We start from the raw sequence: 15831 nt of genomic DNA, 5'->3' as shown, positions 1-15831 counted from the left end.
TTCACTGATCGAAATCAGTCAATGTGATTGATCTTTTGTCATCGACTCGACCGGTGCCTTTTGATCGAGTTTCGTGCGCGCCCGTGCCTGGCCGTGCGAATACCATTCCTTTGGTCGCGGCTACAACTGAGAGTCACATAGTTAACAGTTGTGATTACGCAGCGAGATCATCTGGTCACATTGTGACTGCATCACGGGCATCAACGCCTGTGAATGTTTGACCAGGAGGTCGTCTTGACCCAAACACACGGACCCACCGCCCGGCGGAGAACCGCCCGGCGGGTGTTCGTCGCCGTCGCCGCCGTCACGCTGCTGATCGCCGGCTCCACCGCGGCGTCGGCCAAGCCCACCACCCCGTCCGGCCAGCCGGCCGGCTCCCCGCCCGGCGGCTACCAGAGCTGGACCGCGTTGTTCGCGGCCCAGGAGGAGCTGAACGCGGCCGCGTCGAAGATCTCGGCCAACGCCGGCTCCGGCCTGGCCGGCATCGTCGCCGCTCCCGAGAACCGCGAGGTCCGGGTCTACTGGAAGGGCGCCGTCCCCGCCTCGGTGTCCGGGATCGCCGCCACCACCGGTGTTCCGGTCACGTTCTTCCCCGCCCGGTTCAGCATGACCGAGATGGGTGCCGAGGCCGCCCGGCTCGCCGCGCTCCCCGGCGTCGCCTCCGCCGGCCCCAAGGCCGACGGCAGCGGTGTCACGGTGACCGTCGTGCGGACCGCCGAGGCGAAGAGCCGTTCGGTCGTCGCCGGTAGCGCGAAGCTGCCGGTGACCTACGCCCTCGGCGACCAGCCCGAGATGATGATCGGTCGGCAGGCGGACACCGCCCCGTTCTGGGGCGGCGCCCGCTACACCACCCCGGTCGGCGGTTGCAGCACCGGCTTCGCCGTCAGCTGGGGCGGCGCGAACCGGATCATGACCGCCGGTCACTGCGGGTCGAACGGCCAGAACGCCAGCGTGCCGGGCTGGGGCGTGGCCGGTCCGATCATCAACGACAACGACCCGCGTGACACCCTCATGATCAACGCCTCCACCTCCGGTCGGATCTACACCGGCGCCTACAACGCCTCGACCAGCGTCGGCGTCGGCGGTGCGGTCACCGACTTCGTCGGCAACATCATCTGTACCGGTGGCGCCTCCAGCGGCGAGCACTGCAACATCCAGGTGCAGGCCGTCAACCAGTACGTCAACGTCGGCTACGTCATCGGCCCGATGACGTACGGCGTGCAGCTCAACAACACCTGCGCGGTCGCTCCCGGCGACAGCGGCGGCCCGGTCTACTCGTACCGGGCCGACGGCCGGGTCGACGCCCGTGGCACCGTCTCCGCGGGTACGTCGAACGTCGCCTGCCCCGGTGTCTCGCCGGTCGGTTCGACCATCGTCTTCTACGCACCGCTGGTCGCCGGAGCCGGCTACGTCGGCTCGTTGAACTACTACGGTGCGGGCATCGTCCTGGGCTGACCCAGGGACGCTTCCGTCGCTCGACGTGGTGGGTCGGCTGTCAGCCGGCCCACCACCGTGTTCCTACAGCCCGTGGACGAGAGCCGCGGCCGTCGCCGGCACGATCGCCGCCCAGCACAGCAGGAGGACGCCGAGCGGCGCACGCGGCACCCGCGCCGGTGGCGGGGACACCCCGATCATCGCCAGGACGACGAAGACGAACCCGAGCAGCAGGACGAACGGTCGCGGACTGCGCAACCACGACCAGGACGAGAACATCGACCGATCATGCCGGGCGGTGGTGAGGTGGTCGACGACCGTTCGGCCGGTTGGTTTCCCGTACCGGGGTCGGTTTCCCGTACCGGCAACCGTCGAATGTGCACGGTCGCCGGTACGGGAACCGGCTCGCCCTACTCGACGGCGGCGCGCTTCGCCAGGCCGCGCGGCGGCGCCTTCATACCGACCACGATGTCCACGATCTCGATGTACCGCGCCTTGGCGCCCATCCGGAAGTCGGTGGCCGCCGCGTGGATCTCCTCCAGGGTGTCCGCCTCGACGATCGTCACCTGGTCGTAGCGGCCGTCCACTCCGCTGGTCACCACGTGGGTCAGCAGCTTGGCGAACTTGCCCATCTCCCGCGCGTGACCGGCGGAGACCTCGTGGATGCCGTCCCGGCCGAGGGCGAAGTACTCGGGACTGATCTTCATGAACAGGAACGCGACGTACTTGTTCTTGTCCGCTAACTCGTGCATGGCACCTTCCCAACCGAAGCACTCGATGGGTAGTGGGGCGATCACTGTGAGTTTATGTTTTGTGACAGATCGTCAGGAAGAACTGTCTGCTGACCGACTCAACCTGCCCGGTGACCACGCTGCGTGGCGACCGGGCCACCCGTTTCCTGGCCGGGCCCGTGCAACAACGGCGGCCCCTCGACGCGTGGATGAGTACGACGGCCGAACTCAAGGGGGACGACGGTGGTCGAATTCGACGACTACGTACGGCTGCGAGGGGCCCGGCTGGTCCAGCTCGCGCGGCTGCTCGTGGCCGACCGGCACCTGGCCGAGGACCTGGTCCAGGAGGTGCTGGGCAAGGCGTACGTCCGCTGGCACCGGATCGCGCGGCACGGTGACCCCGACGTGTACCTGCGCCGGATGCTGGTCAACGCGAACGCGTCCTGGTGGCGGCGGCGGTCCGCACACGAGCTGGCCACCGGGACCATCGTGGACCGTTGCGACCGGCTCGACATCGCCCACCAGACCGCCGAACGCGACGCCACCTGGCGACTCGTCGCCGAGCTGCCGACCAAACAGCGGGCGGCGGTGGTGCTCCGGTTCTACGAGGACCTCGACGACGACACCATCGCCGAGATCCTCCGGTGCTCGCCCGTCACCGTCCGCACCCAGACGATGCGGGCTCTCGCGACACTCCGCCGGCGGCTGGGCACGCCGCCGGCCCTGACCTCGGAGGGGAAGCAGCGATGAGCGGCGAAATCGACGAGTCGATCATGGTGGCCATCCGGGACCGGGCCGAAGGCAGTGTGCACGTCGAGAGCCTGCTCGCTGGCGCCCGGCGATCGGGAATGCGGCGACGCCGGATCCGGCAGACCCTGGTCAGCACCGGGGTCGGCGCGGCGGTCCTGGTCGCGGTGGGGCTCGTCGCCCTCGTACCCCAGCCCGCCGCCGCCCCCGGCCCCCCGGCAACCACCCCGCCCACCTCCGCCGCCCCGACCGGGCCGCCCTCCTCCCCGAGCCCCCTGCCCGAGGAGCAGCGCCAGCCGGCGCTGGGAGATTCGCGCCCCCCGACGGCGAGCACGGCAACACCGGTGAGTGCCGGTGGCGAGGTCGGCGCCGACCCGCGCCTGCTGCACCTCGACGTCACCGACCCGGACGTGTCCCAACTGCGTTGGTGGTCGGGGCCGGGAATCGAGTGGCTGGAGGTGAACCGGGCGGTGAGCTGGCGCCGCTCGTTCAGCGAGTACCACATGTTCGTGGCCTCCTCACAGAGCGCGATCTACGGCGTACGAACGGCCGGCCGGGAGGTGTCGGCCGAGCCGCCGATCACCGAACAGGTCACCGTCGACGGCAGGCCGGCGACGCTGACCCTGGGCCGGGGAATACCCGAGGCCGACCGGTACGGGGTGCTGCGCTGGCAGCAGGCACCGCAGGTGTGGGTCGGGGTCCACCTGTACTTCGACAGCACCCTCGGCGGCCGGGCGGAGGACGACCGGGCCGCCCTGCTCCAGGTGGCGCAGTGGCTCCGCTTCGACCGGGTGCACTGGTGCGTGGTGAACTTCCGGCTCACCTGGGCCCCGCCCGGCGCCACCGTCGACTCCTGCTCCTTCGCCCTGACGGCACCGGGCGGAGTCAGCGACAGTTCGATGGGGCTCAGGGCCGGCGGCGCGGTGCTCACCGTACGGACCTCGACGGGTGAGTTCGCCGCACCGCCGAACCCGAACACCGTGGTGGCCGGCCGGCAGGTGGAGGTTGTCGAGGGTACGACCCGGTACGACTACGGCGACGGGATCGCCGAGGTCGTCGAGATTCAGTTGGGGCAGCCGGGGCAGCCCCGTGTCGGGGACGCCCTCCAGATGATCGGCGGGTTCGAACCGGTCTCCGGCCGTGACCCCGGCACGTGGCCGGCGCCGTCCCTGCCCTGAGCCAGCCGGCCAGGTCAGGCGGGCAGGGTGCGGGCGGCGATGGCGGAGGCGGAGATGGCGGCCGGGAAGCCGGCGTAGAAGGCGACGTGGGTGAGCAGTGCGGCGATCTCGTCCCGGGTCACCCCGTTGTTGATCGCCCGCCGCAGGTGCCCCGGCAACTCGTCCGGCCGGTACAGCGCGGCCAGTACGGCGACCGTGGCCAGGCTCCGGTCACGGGGGCTCAACGCCGGGTCGGTCCAGACATCGCTGTAGATCGGGTTGTCGACCAGGGCCGCGAGCCGGGGCGAGAAGGCGTGGGCCAGGTCGAAGGTCGGGTCCGGCGTACTCATGGTGGTCCCTTCGGGGAGCTGATCTCGCGGGCGGTGGCGGGGGAGCGGCGGTGGCGGTCAGCCGGGGGTGGTGCCCAGCGCCCGGCGTTCGATGCTCTGCGCGTACAGCGGGGTTTCCCGGCTGTTGTGGTCCGCCGAGGCGACCTGGCGGGCCGCCGCGGCCTGTTGCAGGGTGATGCCCTGCCGGTCGATGAAGTCCAGGAACTCGGGGGTGGTCAGGGCGACCACGCTGTTGGTGTACTCGCAGCGTCCGTCGTCGATCGGTTTGACGCTGAGATCCCAGATGACCCTGACCTTGGTACGCCCACCCGTGGTGTAGACGTCGGAGATCGACACCATCCGGCAGTGGTGCGGACCGGCCGGGTCGGCCACGTAGTGCTGGACGATCAACCCGTCGCCGATCTGCTCCACGTTGATCGACATCGGGCGGCCGTCGTCGGTCGTGGTGTAGCCGGCCGCGATGTGGTCCGGCGGCGCGCACCGCTGGTACTCCGCGTCCGGCAGGTTGAACAGCCAGTCGGCGATGTTGACCCGCTGGATCGGCGCGTTGATCACCGCGTGGAACGCGGACTCGGACAGGATCTGGTCGTCGGGCATCGCGCCCCTCCTTCACCCGAGATGAGCTGGGAGAACGCCTCCGGTCGCCCCCTGGAGATGATCCCAGCCCGACCCCGGCTCGGGTGCCGGATCGCGGGATGCGGGCCGCCCGGAGCAGTTCAGCCGAGCAACCGGCGTTCCCACGCCCAGGCCGCGATCTCCACCCGGTTACGGGCGCCGAGTTTCGTCTGCACGCTGCCGAGATGGGTCTTGACGGTGCCGACCGCGATGAACAGCCGGGCGGCGATCTCGGCGTTGGTCAGCCCCCGCGCGGCCAGTTTCACCACGTCGAGTTCGCGCGGGGACAGGCCGGCGTCGTCGCGGGCCGGTGCCGGGGGACTCAGGTGCTCCAGCAGTCGTACGGTGATCGACGGGCTGATCAGCGCGTCCCCGGAGACCGCCGCCCGGACCGCCTCGACCAGCAACGCCGGGCCGGAGTCCTTGAGCAGGAAACCGCAGGCGCCGTTGCGCAGCGCGGTGTGCACGTACTCGTCCAGGTCGAAGGTGGTCACCACGACCACCCGGACCGGGTCGGCGACGCCGGGGCCGGCGAGCAGCCGGAGCGCCTCCAGCCCGTCCATCCGGGGCATCCGGATGTCGAGCAGGGCCACGTCCGGGCGCAACTGCCGGGCCAGCGCCACCGCCGTCACACCGTCGGCGGCCTCGCCGACCAGCGTCATGTCCGGCTGGGCGCCGATGATCATGCCGAAGCCGGTCCGGACCATCGCCTGGTCGTCGGCGATCATCACCCGGATCACCCGGTCACCCCCTGCCGTGCGCCGCCCGCCGCTGCGATCGCCCGGTCATCACCTGCCACTGCGATCACCCGGTCACCGCCTGCCGCAGCGGCAGCGCCGCGTCCACCAGCCAGCCGCCGTCGGGGCCCGGACCGGCGGAGAAGCGCCCGCCGACCGCGCGTACCCGCTCGGTCAGACCGAGCAGACCGTACCCGTGGTGTCCGCGCGGGCCGGGGACGCGGTGGGCGGCACCGTCGTCGGTCACCCGGACCAACAACCAGTCCCGGGTACGGCGAACCGAGACGTCCACCGACCGGGCCCCGGACGCGTGCTGGCGTACGTTCGTCAGCGCCTCCATCACCACCCGGTAGCCGGAGGTGGACACCTCCACCGGAATCTCCTCCAGGCTCCCGTCGACGTGCAGCCGGGCCACCGCCGTCGACGCGCCGTTGAACCGGGCCAGCAGCGGTGCCAGTTCCGCCACCCCGGCCAGCGGCGCCAGCGGCGCGTCCGGTGCCGCCTGCGGGTCGCGCAGGATCCCCACCATCCGCCGCATCGACGTCATCGTCTCCGCACCGGCCCGCTCGATCTGCTCCAACGCCAGGATCACCCGCTGCGGGTCCTGCTCGGCGACGAACCGGGCGCCCTGCGCCTGCACCACGATCCCGGTGACGTGGTGGGCGATGAAGTCGTGCAGGTCACGGGCGAACTCGGCGCGCTGCTCGGCCCGGACCGTGGCCATCGCCCGCTCCCGCCCGTCGTCCAGCAACCGCAGGTACGCCCCGCCGACCGTGGCCCCGCACCCGCACAGCGCCAGGAACAGCGCGGCGATCACGTACATCGAGCCGTCCCCCGTCCGGGCCGGCAGCAGCACCAGTGCCGTCCCGACGGCGAGCACCGTGCCCGGCGCCCAGCGGACCGGCGCCCGGCGGGCCACCACCCAGAGCACCCCGAGCAGGCCCGCCGCCTCCGCCCAGCCCCACCCCGCCGGGTTGGTGCGGTCGAGGCCGGGCAACGCCATCACGAGCGTGACCGCCAGTGACCCGGCGGCGAGCACCAGCGCCTGCTTCGGCAGCCGCCGGGAGATCCGCCGGCGGGCCGGCAGCCAGATCACCGCCGTGGCCACCGCCAGCCCGATCCGTACCAGGGCCAGGGCGGCGGTGCCGGACTCCGCGAACAGGCCGCCGTGCAGGTCGACGAGCCCGAGCAGCGCCATCCCCGCCAGGGCCGCGAGCTGGCCCAGGCGGAGCCACAGTCGTTGCAGTCGGGACATCATCATCGTGACCCAGGGTAGTGAGTGCGCGGCGATCGCAGATCGGCCGAAAGTCAGAGCCGCCGCCGCCCGAACCCGGCTGCGGACCGATGCGCGTCACGGTGACCGGCCGCGAGACTCCAGCCGAGTAGTTCGGACAGCCACTGGAGGATCGATGAGTGCGCAGCACCACGCCGTCACATCCGCGCAGGCCGACCGGAGCCGGGCCGCCGTGGCCGCGGTCGACCTGGTCAAGGTGTACGGCACCGGCGACACCGCCGTACGGGCCCTGGACGGGGTCACGGTCGGCTTCGGCCGGGCCGAGTTCACCGCCATCATGGGCCCGTCCGGCTCGGGCAAGTCGACCCTGATGCACTGCCTCGCCGGCCTGGACTCGGCCACCTCCGGTCAGGCGCTGCTCGGCGGCACCGACCTGACCACGCAGTCCGACCGGGCCCTGACCACCGTCCGGCGGGAGCGGATCGGGTTCGTCTTCCAGTCGTTCAACCTGCTGCCGCAGCTCACCGCCGCGCAGAACATCACCCTGCCGCTCGACCTCGCCGGCCGGCGCCCCGACCCGGACCTGTACGCCCACCTGGTCGAGGTGCTCGGCATCGGCGACCGGCTCGGTCACCGGCCCAGCGAACTGTCCGGCGGCCAGCAGCAGCGGGTGGCACTGGCCCGCGCCCTGGTGTCCCGCCCCGAGGTGGTCTTCGCCGACGAGCCGACCGGCAACCTCGACTCCCGCTCCGGTGCCGAGGTGCTCACCTTCCTGCGCGACTCCGTACGCGACCTCGGCCAGACCATCGTCATGGTCACCCACGACCCGACCGCCGCCGCGTACGCCGACCGGGCGGTGCTGCTCGCCGACGGGCGGATCGCCGGTGACCTCGCCCGTCCCGACCATGCCTCGGTGACCGAGGCGCTGCACCGGCTGGCGGCGACCCGATGAGCGCCACCGTGCTGCGTACCCAGCTTCGCGGGGTGACCCGCCGCCCGAGCCGGCTGCTGCTGACCGGGCTGGCCGTACTGGTCGCGTCGTTCGTCGTGTTCGCCGCCGTACTGGCCCAGCAGATCACCGAGCGGACGGTGGAGGCGACCGCCAGCGGCACGCCGGCCGCGGTCGACCTCGTCGTCGGCGACCCGGAGGGGACACCGGTCGGCACCGACGTACTCCGCCGGATCCGCGAACTGCCCGGCGTCGCCGAGGCGGCCGGCCGGATCGACGCCGGGCTCGGCCTCGGCGGCTCGGGCAGCACGTACCTCGGGCTGCACGCCGATCCGGGCTCCGGCCCGCTCGCCCGCGCCCGGATCGTCCAGGGCAGCTACCCGGACGCCACCGGCGAGATCGCCGTGACCGTCCGTACCGCCGAACGGATGGGGCTGGGCGTCGGCACGGTCACCACCGCCGCGACCGGGGCGCCGACCGGACCGGTCACGCTCACCGTCACCGGCGTGGTCGAGTCGAACGACGACAGCGGCCAGGACGCGTACGCCCCGGACCGGATCGTGACCGCGCTCGGCGGGACGGACCGGCTCGGCCAGGTCGACCTGCGCCTCGCCGGGGACGCCGATCCGGCGGCGGTACGCGCCCGGGTGGAGGGCATCCTCGCGGCGGTGGCCGAACCGGAGCGCCCGGTGCTGCGTACCGGTGCGGAGGTCCGGACCGCGGAGGCGCAGCGGGCGGTGGCCCGGCTCGGTCCGGTGTTCGCCCTGGTCGGCATGTTCATCTCGATCGCGGTGGCGGCCGCCGCCCTGGTGGCGACCTCGACCTTCCGGATCGTCTTCGCCCAGCGGATGCGGCAGCTCGCCCTGCTGCGGGCGATCGGCGCCGGCCGGGGCCGGCTCGCCGGGGCGCTCGCCGTCGAGGGCGCGCTGACCGGGCTCGTCGCCGGTACGGTCGGCGTCACCCTCGCGCTCGTCCTCGGGCACGCCCTGCCGGTGCTGCTGCGGGCGTTCGGGCTGACCGTGTCGTCACCGGGACTGCCGCTGGTTCCCGGGCTCGCCGTGGTGGCCGGCGCGGCCCTGGTCACCCTGGTCGCGGTGCTGGCACCGGCGTTCGGCGCGGCGCGGGTCGCCCCGCTGGAGGCGATGCGGGCGGCGAGTACCACCTCCGGCCGGCGCGACATCGGCCCGGCCCGGCTGGTCGGCGGTCTGCTGCTGGCTGCCGGGGCGGCGCTGCTGGCCGGGCTCGTGGTGACCCGGCTACCCGGCCCGCAACCGGAGAACTACAACCCGCAGACACCCCTGCTCATGATCGTCATCTCCGGTGCGCTGGCCTTCTTCGCCCTGGTGGCGCTGGGTCCGGTGCTGGTCCGGCCGGTGCTGTGGCTGGTCGGTTGGCCGCTGCGCCGGCTCGGCCCGGTCGGGCGGCTGGCGGTCGGCGGCATCGGCGGGGCACCCCGGCGGGCCGCCGCCGTCTCGGTCGTCGTGGCGCTCGGGGTGACCCTGATCGCCGGGGTCCTGGTCGGCGGCTCCTCCATGCGGGTGCTGGGCGAACGGGAACTCGCCGTCACCGCACCCGCCGACTTCGAGGTGACGGCCGGCGCCGGCTCGACCCTGCCGGCGGGAGTGGTCGAGGCGGCGCGCGGCCGCGGCGAGATCGGGAACGTGACGCCGTACCGGCGGTTGGACGGGCTGAGCCTGGGGCGTTCCGGCGGGACGGCGCCGGTCGGCGGTGCGGGGGAGTCGGCGTTCGACGCCACCGACCTCGACCTGGCCGCGCTGCCGGCGGTCCGCAAACTCGACGTACGGTCGGGTCGGGTCGCCGACCTCGGCCCCGGCGCGGTGATCCTCGCCGGGCACGTGACCTGGGACACCGGCCTGCGCGCCGGTGACCGGATCACGCTGACCCGGGAGCGGCGGACCATCGACGTACGGGTCGCCGCGGTCCTGCCCGGGGCCACCCCGCTGATGTCGGGTGTGGTGCTCGACCCGGCCGACCTGGATCGGCTCGGCGCCCCGGCCGGCTACGCCGGGCTGCTTGCCGACGCCACCGGATCCGGCGAGGACGGCCGTACGGCGGGGCAGAAGGCGCTGCGGCAGGTGACCGAGGGGACCGACGGGCTCGGCCTGGCCGTGCTCGCCGACAAGCGCGACGAGATCAACGGATTCATCGACACGCTGCTCGGGATCGCGATCGGGCTGGTCGGGCTGACCGTGCTGATCGCCGTTGTCGGTGTCGGCGCGACCACCGCCCTCTCGGTGGTCGAGCGGGTACGCGAGTCCGGGCTGCTCCGCGCGGTCGGGCTGTCCCGGGGCGGGCTGCGTTTCATGCTCACCACCGAGGCGGGGCTGTACGGGCTGATCGGCGCCACGCTCGGCCTCCTGCTCGGCGTCCCGTACGCCTGGCTGTCGATCGAGGCCCTGGGTGCCAACGCGCCGCTGGAGTTCCCGGCGCTACCCCTCGCCGGCCTGTTCCTGGCCCTGATCGCGCTGACCGCGCTGGCCGGTCTGCTGCCGGCCCGGCGCGCGTCCCGGGTCAGCCCGGTGACCGCCCTGGGCACCGACACCTGACCGGGCGGGGCCCGACGGTCGCGCCGGCCGAACCCGTCCCGGGGGTTCGGCCGGCGCGTGCATGGCCTATCCGGAAATCACTTCTGCTCCGGCATCTTCGACGAGTGGTGGTTGACGATCAGCCACTTCCCGTCCCGCAGTTCGTAGACGAAGGTGTAGCGCGCCGGCACCTTCTCGGTCACGCCGTCGGTGGTCACCGTGAACTCGTAGACGCCGGTGTCGATGGCCACCTTGTCGCCGATGATCTTGACGGTCGAGTCCTTGATCGTGCCGCGCGGCTTCTTTGCCAGGAAGTGCTCGAAGTAGTCGATGATCCCCGCACGGGTCTTGCGCACCTCGTCGGAGACCGTCGGGAGCAGGACGGCGTCCGGCGCGTACCGGTCGGCGACCTTCGTCGCGTCACCGGTCGCCAGGGCCTCGTCCCAGCCCTTGAAGAGGTCCTTGATCTGCTGCTCGGTCGGCGGTTTCGGTGTGCCGGTCGTGGGTGGTGCGGACGGGGTCGTCGTCGGCGGCGGTGTCGCGGGGGTCGTCGGCGGTGCGGACGGGGTCACCGGCGGCGCCGAGGGGGTGTACGGCGCGGACGGTGTGGCGCTCGCCGGCACCGACGACGGCAGTGTTATCGCCGCCGCGCTGATGCCGCCCCCGGCGACCAGGGCGGCACCGAACGCGCCGACGATGAGGATGCGGATGGTCCGTCGCACTTGCGCTCCTTGGGTAGAGCGGAATGAGGACCACGAATATAGATTGACGTCGGTCCGGTCCAGAACCGCCGGAAGGGACGGTCCGGCCGTCGACACGTCGAGTTGGGTCGATGCGTTTCCGCTATGGACACCATGGTCGCCAGCGGCTAGCGCGGATGGGTTCGTGTCCGAGCGGGTACGCGGTGACCCGCCGCGCGATCGTCAGTCCCCGGTGAGCGGGCCCGGAGTGGCGGCGGGAAGCTTGTCGACGACCACCAACGTCGTGCCGGGGTCGATCTCTTCCAGCAGTTTGCGCTGGCCGCTGCGGGTGATCCGGATGCAGCCGTCGGTGACGTCGGTGCCGAGGTCGTCGTCGTTGTACCAGGTGTGCAGTCCGATGTGGGCGCCGCGCAGGCCGGCCGGCACCGCGTCCGGGTCGTCGGGGACCGCGCCGAGGGCGAAGACGTCGGTGTCGGCGTACACCTGGCCGATCAGGGCGGAGCGGCCGAGGATGAAGGTGCGACCGAGTGGGGTCGGCGTTTCGCGGGTGCCGAGCGTGGTCCGCCAGGTCTGGACCGGCTTGTCGTCGCGCAGCCAGGTCAGCCGGTAGGTCTTCCGTTCCACGACGAGCTGGTCGCGCAGCGGCACGGTGGTCCAGTCGCCGGGCGGCACCCAGGCGACGGTCCGGTTCGCCGAGGGGAGCAGGACGGCGGTCCAGCCGGACCGACGTTCCACGATGGGCATGACCAGGGGCACCCCGGCGAGATACGGCTCCAGGAAGGCCCGGGGCCGGCCGCCGGGTGCGTCGTACGCGCCGACCTTGGCGGTGGGACGCAGTCCCTCACCCAGGCGTACGGTCGACAAAGGGTCCGGGTCGGCGGGGAAACCGCCGGGTGCCGCAGCATAGTCGACCACTGGTAGGTTGGCCGGCGGCGGTATCGCGGTTATCGATGGCTCGACAGTCGGCGCGCTGTTCGCCGGGCCGGTCGGGCTCGGCGCCGGAGTCGACGTGACCGGAGCCGGGGCGACCTGGTCCGGGCCGACTCCCGAGGTGATCACCAGGGTCAGCGCGACCGTGCCGCCGAGCAGTGCGAGGAGGCCAGCGGAGAGCAGCAGACGCGCACGCGTCCGACTCGGACCCGGCGGTTCCGAAGGGACAAAAGGCACACATTAACTGTACGTGGTGAACTCCTCTCATTTGGTAAGTCTCGCCGTTCGGTGGCGATGGTTCGGGTCGACCGGCGATCCCCGTACCGATCATGAGAAGAAATCGCGTCAGCCCCTCATCCGCTCGCCCCGTTCCTACGTATGACGTGACGGAAGAGCTTGGGTGGGAGATCGAGGAGCGTATGGCTCGGACACAGCAGATCCAGCGACCCGCCAATCCCAGGACCGTCACCAGCCGGGGTACGCCGCAGCGGTCCAAGGGTGCGATAGCGGTGCTCGGCGCGTCCCTACTGGCCGCCGCCTGGGCCCTGGCCATGCTCACCGCGGCGGGCCAGGTGCTCTACGTCTACAGCTACGTCTACCTTGAGTTCTACGCCGGGGTGGTCGCCCTGGTCTCGCTCAGCCTGACCGTGATGGCCGGGCTGCTGGCCACCGACCGGATAGTGCTGCTGGTCCGGCACCGGGTACTGCTCCAGTCGGCGCACCGGACCACCGGGATCATCGCGGTCACCACCCTCGGCCTGCACATCCTCACCAAGGTCTCCGGCGGGCGGGCCGCACCCACCGACGCCTTCCTCCCGTTCGTCTCGCAGCGGGGGCTCTACGTCGGGCTCGGCACGATCGCCGCGTACCTGATGGTCGCCACCCTCTGGACCGGCCTGATCCGGGCCCGTTTCGTCGACCGGGGCAAGCCGTGGATGTGGCGCGCCCTGCACAGCACCGCGTACGCCTCCTGGCCGGTCGCGCTCACCCACGGCCTGAACGCCGGTCGTCAGCCCGCCGCCTGGGTCACCCTGAGCTACCTGCTCTGCGTCTTCCTGGTGATCGTGGCGCTACTGGTCCGGCTCTCGGTCAGCCTCGGCCGCAAGCGCCGCGACCAGGGGCAGACCACCGGCACGATCAAGCCGGTCGGCAGGGCGGTACGCGACGGCGCCGAGACGCGTACCACGCTCGCCGGTGCCGGGGCGGGCGACGTCCGGGTCAGCTGGGCCGAACCGGAGGGCGTCGGGAACCTGCGGGTCGGCCGGGCGCAGGAGCGGGTCGGACGCCGGGCGCGGCCCGACCGCACCGCCGCCGAGGAGACGCCGGGGCGCCGGTCGAGCCGGTTCGTCGTACCGGAGGTGCCCCGTCCCGGCACCGTCGGGGCCGAGCCGGTCGCCGACGGCCCCCGGTACGGCCGGCGCTGGTCGGCGCGGACCGACACCGACTCCGCCCCGACCAGCCGGCGCCGCTCGGAGGCGGACGGCGGGCGCGACCACCTCGACGCCGACGTGGAGCGGGACTACCTCGACAGCGGTCGACCCCAGCGGAACAGCGGCCGCCGCTCCCGCTCCGCCGACCGTGACTACACCGACCGTGACTCCGTCGGTCGGGACTATGCCGACCGTGACTCGGTCGGTCGGGACTATGCGGAACGTGACTCTGCCGGGCGGGACTACGCCGACCGGGAGTACGCCGACCGGGACTACCGGCCGCGCCGGGGAGCGGAACCGGAGGCCGAGGTCGACTACCGGCCCCGCCGGGGCGCCGACGACGAGGCGGACCTGGACTACCGGCCGCGCCGGCAGGCCGACGACGATGCCGAGGTCGACTACCGACCGCGCCGGCAGGCCGACGACGATGCCGAGGTCGACTACCGGCCCCGGCGACGGGCCGACGACGATGCCGACCTGGACTACCAGCCGCGTCGGGGCGATGCCCCGCCCCCGGTGGTGGACGACACCCCGACGTTGGTCAACCTGGACCTGCGACGGGCGATGCGGGCGGCCGGCACGGACGGCTCCTCGGGCCGCTCCGGGCGGCGCAAGCGCGGCGCCGGGGACAGCGTGGACGAGGCGTACTGGCGTGAGCTGCGGGGTGAGGCCAAGTGAGTCGGACGACCGTACCCCCGGTCGCCACCTTCGGGGCGCCGCGACTGACCGCCGGCTTCAGCGAGTACGGCCGGCTGGACCTGCTCGCGCACGAGGAGGTGCACGGCGAACTCGACTGGCTCTCGGTCGACGGGCTGATCAAGCTCGCCGAGGAGATGAAGCTCAAGGGCAAGGGCGGTGCCGGCTTCCCGTTCGCCCGCAAGGTGCAGGCCGTCCTCGACTCGGCCCGCCGGCAGGCCCTGGCCCCGGTGGTGGTGGTCAACGCCACCGAGGGCGAGCCGGCGAGCTGGAAGGACAAGGTCCTGCTCACCCGCGCCCCGCACCTGATCCTGGACGGCGCGGCGATGGTCGCGTACGCGCTCGACGCGGACGAGATCGTGATCGGGGTGGCCGACGACGGGATCGGTGAGGCGTCGCTCGCCGCCGCGCTCGCCGAACGGCAGATGCCGGTGCCAACGGGGATCGTCACCGTCCCGCACCGGTTCATCTCCGGCGAGGGCGGCGCGCTGGTCAAGGGGATCAACGGCGAGGCGCACATCCCGCCCGGGGTGAAGAAGCGGGCCAGTGACTCGGGTGTCGCCGGCATGCCCACCCTGCTGTCGAACGCCGAGACGTACGCGCAGCTCGCCATCGCCGCCCGGCTCGGGCCGTACGAGTATGCGGCGGTCGGCACCGACGACGAGCCCGGCACCGTCCTGTTGACCGTGACCGGGGCGGCGGCCCGACCCGCGGTGGTGGAGTGCGCCGCCGGTACGCCGCTCGCCGACATCCTGCGGCTGTGCGAGGTGCCCGACGGTCCGGGCGTGCTGACCGGTGGTTACCACGGGCGGTGGATCACCGCCGAGGCGGCGGCGAAGGCGGTCATCTCCCGCAAGGGCTTGGCGGCGGTCAACGGCACCCTCGGCGCCGGCATCATGATCCCGCTCGGTCAGGACACCTGTCCGCTCGGCGAGGTGGCCCAGGTGGTGCAGTACCTCGCCGGGGAGTCCGCCGGCCAGTGTGGACCGTGCCGGCTCGGCCTGCCGGACCTGGCCCGCTCGGTCGACCTGATCGTCGCCGGCACCGCCGCCGCCGACATCGTCCGGGCCGCCGCCGGGGCGGTACGCGGACGCGGTGCGTGCAGCCACCCGGACGGCACCGCCCGGTTCGCCACCTCCGCGATCGAGGTGTTCGCCGAGGATCTGGCCGCCCATGCCACCCGCGACGGTTGCGGCCGGCGGGTAAAAGGTGTGCTGGGCCTGCCCGCGAGTCCGGAGGCGGTCTCCGCCCGGCTCGCGGTGGACTGGTCCCGGTGTGACGGGCACGGGCTCTGTGCCCACGTGGTGCCCGAGTTCATCCGGCTGGACGGCAACGGTTTCCCGTCGTTCCCGCCCACGCCGGTGCCGACCTGGCTCGAAGCCGGCGCCCGCAAGGCGGTACGGATGTGTCCCGCCCTGGCGCTCCGGCTGACCGCCCCGAAATAGCCGGAACCGCACCGGAGTAGCCGGCACCGCCCCGAGTGGGGCGGGGGGGGGGGGGGGGGGGGGGGGGGGGGGGGGGGGGGGGGAGGAGGGGGGGAGGGGGGGGGGGGGGGGGGGGGGTGGTTTTGGCTG

General features: G+C 72.7%; 15 protein-coding genes. 7 read left to right on the top strand and 8 right to left on the bottom strand.

Going from position 1 to position 15831, the window contains the following annotated elements; genetic code table 11:
- The first annotated feature begins 234 nt into the window (after positions 1 to 234).
- Positions 235 to 1455, top strand: a complete 1221-nt coding sequence (locus tag ACZ6QQ_RS18065) for a chymotrypsin family serine protease (protein WP_465877508.1) — start codon at positions 235 to 237, stop codon at positions 1453 to 1455.
- A 63-nt stretch (positions 1456 to 1518) separates the two neighbouring features.
- On the opposite strand, the gene ACZ6QQ_RS18060 is transcribed toward ACZ6QQ_RS18065, so the two are convergent.
- Both ACZ6QQ_RS18060 and ACZ6QQ_RS18055 read right to left on the bottom strand, forming a co-directional pair.
- Positions 1519 to 1713 (bottom strand): hypothetical protein, encoded by a 195-nt coding sequence (locus ACZ6QQ_RS18060; RefSeq protein WP_465877507.1) that lies wholly within the window; start codon positions 1711 to 1713, stop codon positions 1519 to 1521.
- A gap of 131 nt (positions 1714 to 1844) precedes the next feature.
- Positions 1845 to 2186 (bottom strand): hypothetical protein, encoded by a 342-nt coding sequence (locus tag ACZ6QQ_RS18055; protein ID WP_465877506.1) that lies wholly within the window; start codon positions 2184 to 2186, stop codon positions 1845 to 1847.
- 222 nt (positions 2187 to 2408) lie between these two features.
- On the opposite strand from ACZ6QQ_RS18055, the gene ACZ6QQ_RS18050 reads away from it, so the two are divergent.
- Positions 2409 to 2915 (top strand): SigE family RNA polymerase sigma factor, encoded by a 507-nt coding sequence (locus tag ACZ6QQ_RS18050; protein ID WP_465877504.1) that lies wholly within the window; start codon positions 2409 to 2411, stop codon positions 2913 to 2915.
- Positions 2912 to 4090 carry a hypothetical protein gene (locus ACZ6QQ_RS18045; RefSeq protein ID WP_465877503.1) on the top strand — a complete coding sequence of 393 codons (1179 nt, stop codon included), beginning with the start codon at positions 2912 to 2914 and terminating at the stop codon, positions 4088 to 4090. The genes ACZ6QQ_RS18050 and ACZ6QQ_RS18045 overlap by 4 nt, the downstream gene beginning before the upstream one ends.
- A gap of 14 nt (positions 4091 to 4104) precedes the next feature.
- Here ACZ6QQ_RS18045 and ACZ6QQ_RS18040 read toward each other — a convergent pair whose 3' ends face one another.
- The 4 genes from ACZ6QQ_RS18040 to ACZ6QQ_RS18025 form a co-directional block, all read right to left on the bottom strand.
- Entirely contained in the window at positions 4105 to 4419 is a 315-nt protein-coding gene (locus ACZ6QQ_RS18040; RefSeq protein ID WP_465877502.1) for a carboxymuconolactone decarboxylase family protein, read from the bottom strand.
- A 57-nt stretch (positions 4420 to 4476) separates the two neighbouring features.
- Complete coding sequence (locus tag ACZ6QQ_RS18035; RefSeq protein WP_465877501.1) at positions 4477 to 5016, bottom strand: hypothetical protein; 540 nt, start codon at positions 5014 to 5016, stop codon at positions 4477 to 4479.
- A 119-nt stretch (positions 5017 to 5135) separates the two neighbouring features.
- Positions 5136 to 5774: a response regulator gene (locus tag ACZ6QQ_RS18030; RefSeq protein WP_465877499.1), complete on the bottom strand. Its 639-nt coding sequence runs from the start codon at positions 5772 to 5774 to the stop codon at positions 5136 to 5138.
- A gap of 64 nt (positions 5775 to 5838) precedes the next feature.
- The gene (locus ACZ6QQ_RS18025) at positions 5839 to 7032 is read right to left on the bottom strand and encodes a sensor histidine kinase (protein ID WP_465877498.1); all 1194 of its coding nucleotides are present in this window, start codon (positions 7030 to 7032) and stop codon (positions 5839 to 5841) included.
- Between the two features lie 148 nt (positions 7033 to 7180).
- On the opposite strand from ACZ6QQ_RS18025, the gene ACZ6QQ_RS18020 reads away from it, so the two are divergent.
- Positions 7181 to 7957 (top strand): ABC transporter ATP-binding protein, encoded by a 777-nt coding sequence (locus tag ACZ6QQ_RS18020; protein ID WP_465877497.1) that lies wholly within the window; start codon positions 7181 to 7183, stop codon positions 7955 to 7957.
- Positions 7954 to 10521 carry an FtsX-like permease family protein gene (locus tag ACZ6QQ_RS18015; protein WP_465877495.1) on the top strand — a complete coding sequence of 856 codons (2568 nt, stop codon included), beginning with the start codon at positions 7954 to 7956 and terminating at the stop codon, positions 10519 to 10521. The genes ACZ6QQ_RS18020 and ACZ6QQ_RS18015 overlap by 4 nt, the downstream gene beginning before the upstream one ends.
- Positions 10522 to 10598: 77 nt before the next feature.
- Here the strand turns inward: ACZ6QQ_RS18015 and ACZ6QQ_RS18010 are convergent, their stop codons facing one another.
- Entirely contained in the window at positions 10599 to 11222 is a 624-nt protein-coding gene (locus ACZ6QQ_RS18010; protein ID WP_465877494.1) for an SgcJ/EcaC family oxidoreductase, read from the bottom strand.
- Between the two features lie 201 nt (positions 11223 to 11423).
- Positions 11424 to 12368 carry a L,D-transpeptidase gene (locus ACZ6QQ_RS18005; protein WP_465877493.1) on the bottom strand — a complete coding sequence of 315 codons (945 nt, stop codon included), beginning with the start codon at positions 12366 to 12368 and terminating at the stop codon, positions 11424 to 11426.
- A 182-nt stretch (positions 12369 to 12550) separates the two neighbouring features.
- Here ACZ6QQ_RS18005 and ACZ6QQ_RS18000 point away from each other — a divergent pair, with 182 nt between their 5' ends.
- Both ACZ6QQ_RS18000 and ACZ6QQ_RS17995 read left to right on the top strand, forming a co-directional pair.
- Complete coding sequence (locus ACZ6QQ_RS18000) at positions 12551 to 14239, top strand: hypothetical protein (protein WP_465877491.1); 1689 nt, start codon at positions 12551 to 12553, stop codon at positions 14237 to 14239.
- A complete protein-coding gene (locus ACZ6QQ_RS17995; RefSeq protein WP_465877490.1) occupies positions 14236 to 15702 on the top strand; it encodes an NADH-ubiquinone oxidoreductase-F iron-sulfur binding region domain-containing protein in 1467 nt (488 codons plus the stop codon). The genes ACZ6QQ_RS18000 and ACZ6QQ_RS17995 overlap by 4 nt, the downstream gene beginning before the upstream one ends.
- Positions 15703 to 15831: the final 129 nt, after the last annotated feature.

The sequence above is a fragment of the Micromonospora sp. NPDC049529 genome (genome assembly GCF_055586685.1).
Note: the sequence above shows the minus strand (reverse complement) of the source record. Positions and strands in the feature narration are given on the sequence as shown.

Coding starts and splice junctions, on each gene's coding strand:
- ACZ6QQ_RS18060 (WP_465877507.1), bottom strand. CDS start 1,713: ATGTTCTCGTCCTGGTCGTGGTTGCGCAGTCCGCGACCGTTCGTCCTG.
- ACZ6QQ_RS18055 (WP_465877506.1), bottom strand. CDS start 2,186: ATGCACGAGTTAGCGGACAAGAACAAGTACGTCGCGTTCCTGTTCATG.
- ACZ6QQ_RS18045 (WP_465877503.1), top strand. CDS start 2,912: ATGAGCGGCGAAATCGACGAGTCGATCATGGTGGCCATCCGGGACCGG.
- ACZ6QQ_RS18040 (WP_465877502.1), bottom strand. CDS start 4,419: ATGAGTACGCCGGACCCGACCTTCGACCTGGCCCACGCCTTCTCGCCC.
- ACZ6QQ_RS18035 (WP_465877501.1), bottom strand. CDS start 5,016: ATGCCCGACGACCAGATCCTGTCCGAGTCCGCGTTCCACGCGGTGATC.
- ACZ6QQ_RS18025 (WP_465877498.1), bottom strand. CDS start 7,032: ATGATGATGTCCCGACTGCAACGACTGTGGCTCCGCCTGGGCCAGCTC.
- ACZ6QQ_RS18020 (WP_465877497.1), top strand. CDS start 7,181: ATGAGTGCGCAGCACCACGCCGTCACATCCGCGCAGGCCGACCGGAGC.
- ACZ6QQ_RS18015 (WP_465877495.1), top strand. CDS start 7,954: ATGAGCGCCACCGTGCTGCGTACCCAGCTTCGCGGGGTGACCCGCCGC.
- ACZ6QQ_RS18000 (WP_465877491.1), top strand. CDS start 12,551: ATGGCTCGGACACAGCAGATCCAGCGACCCGCCAATCCCAGGACCGTC.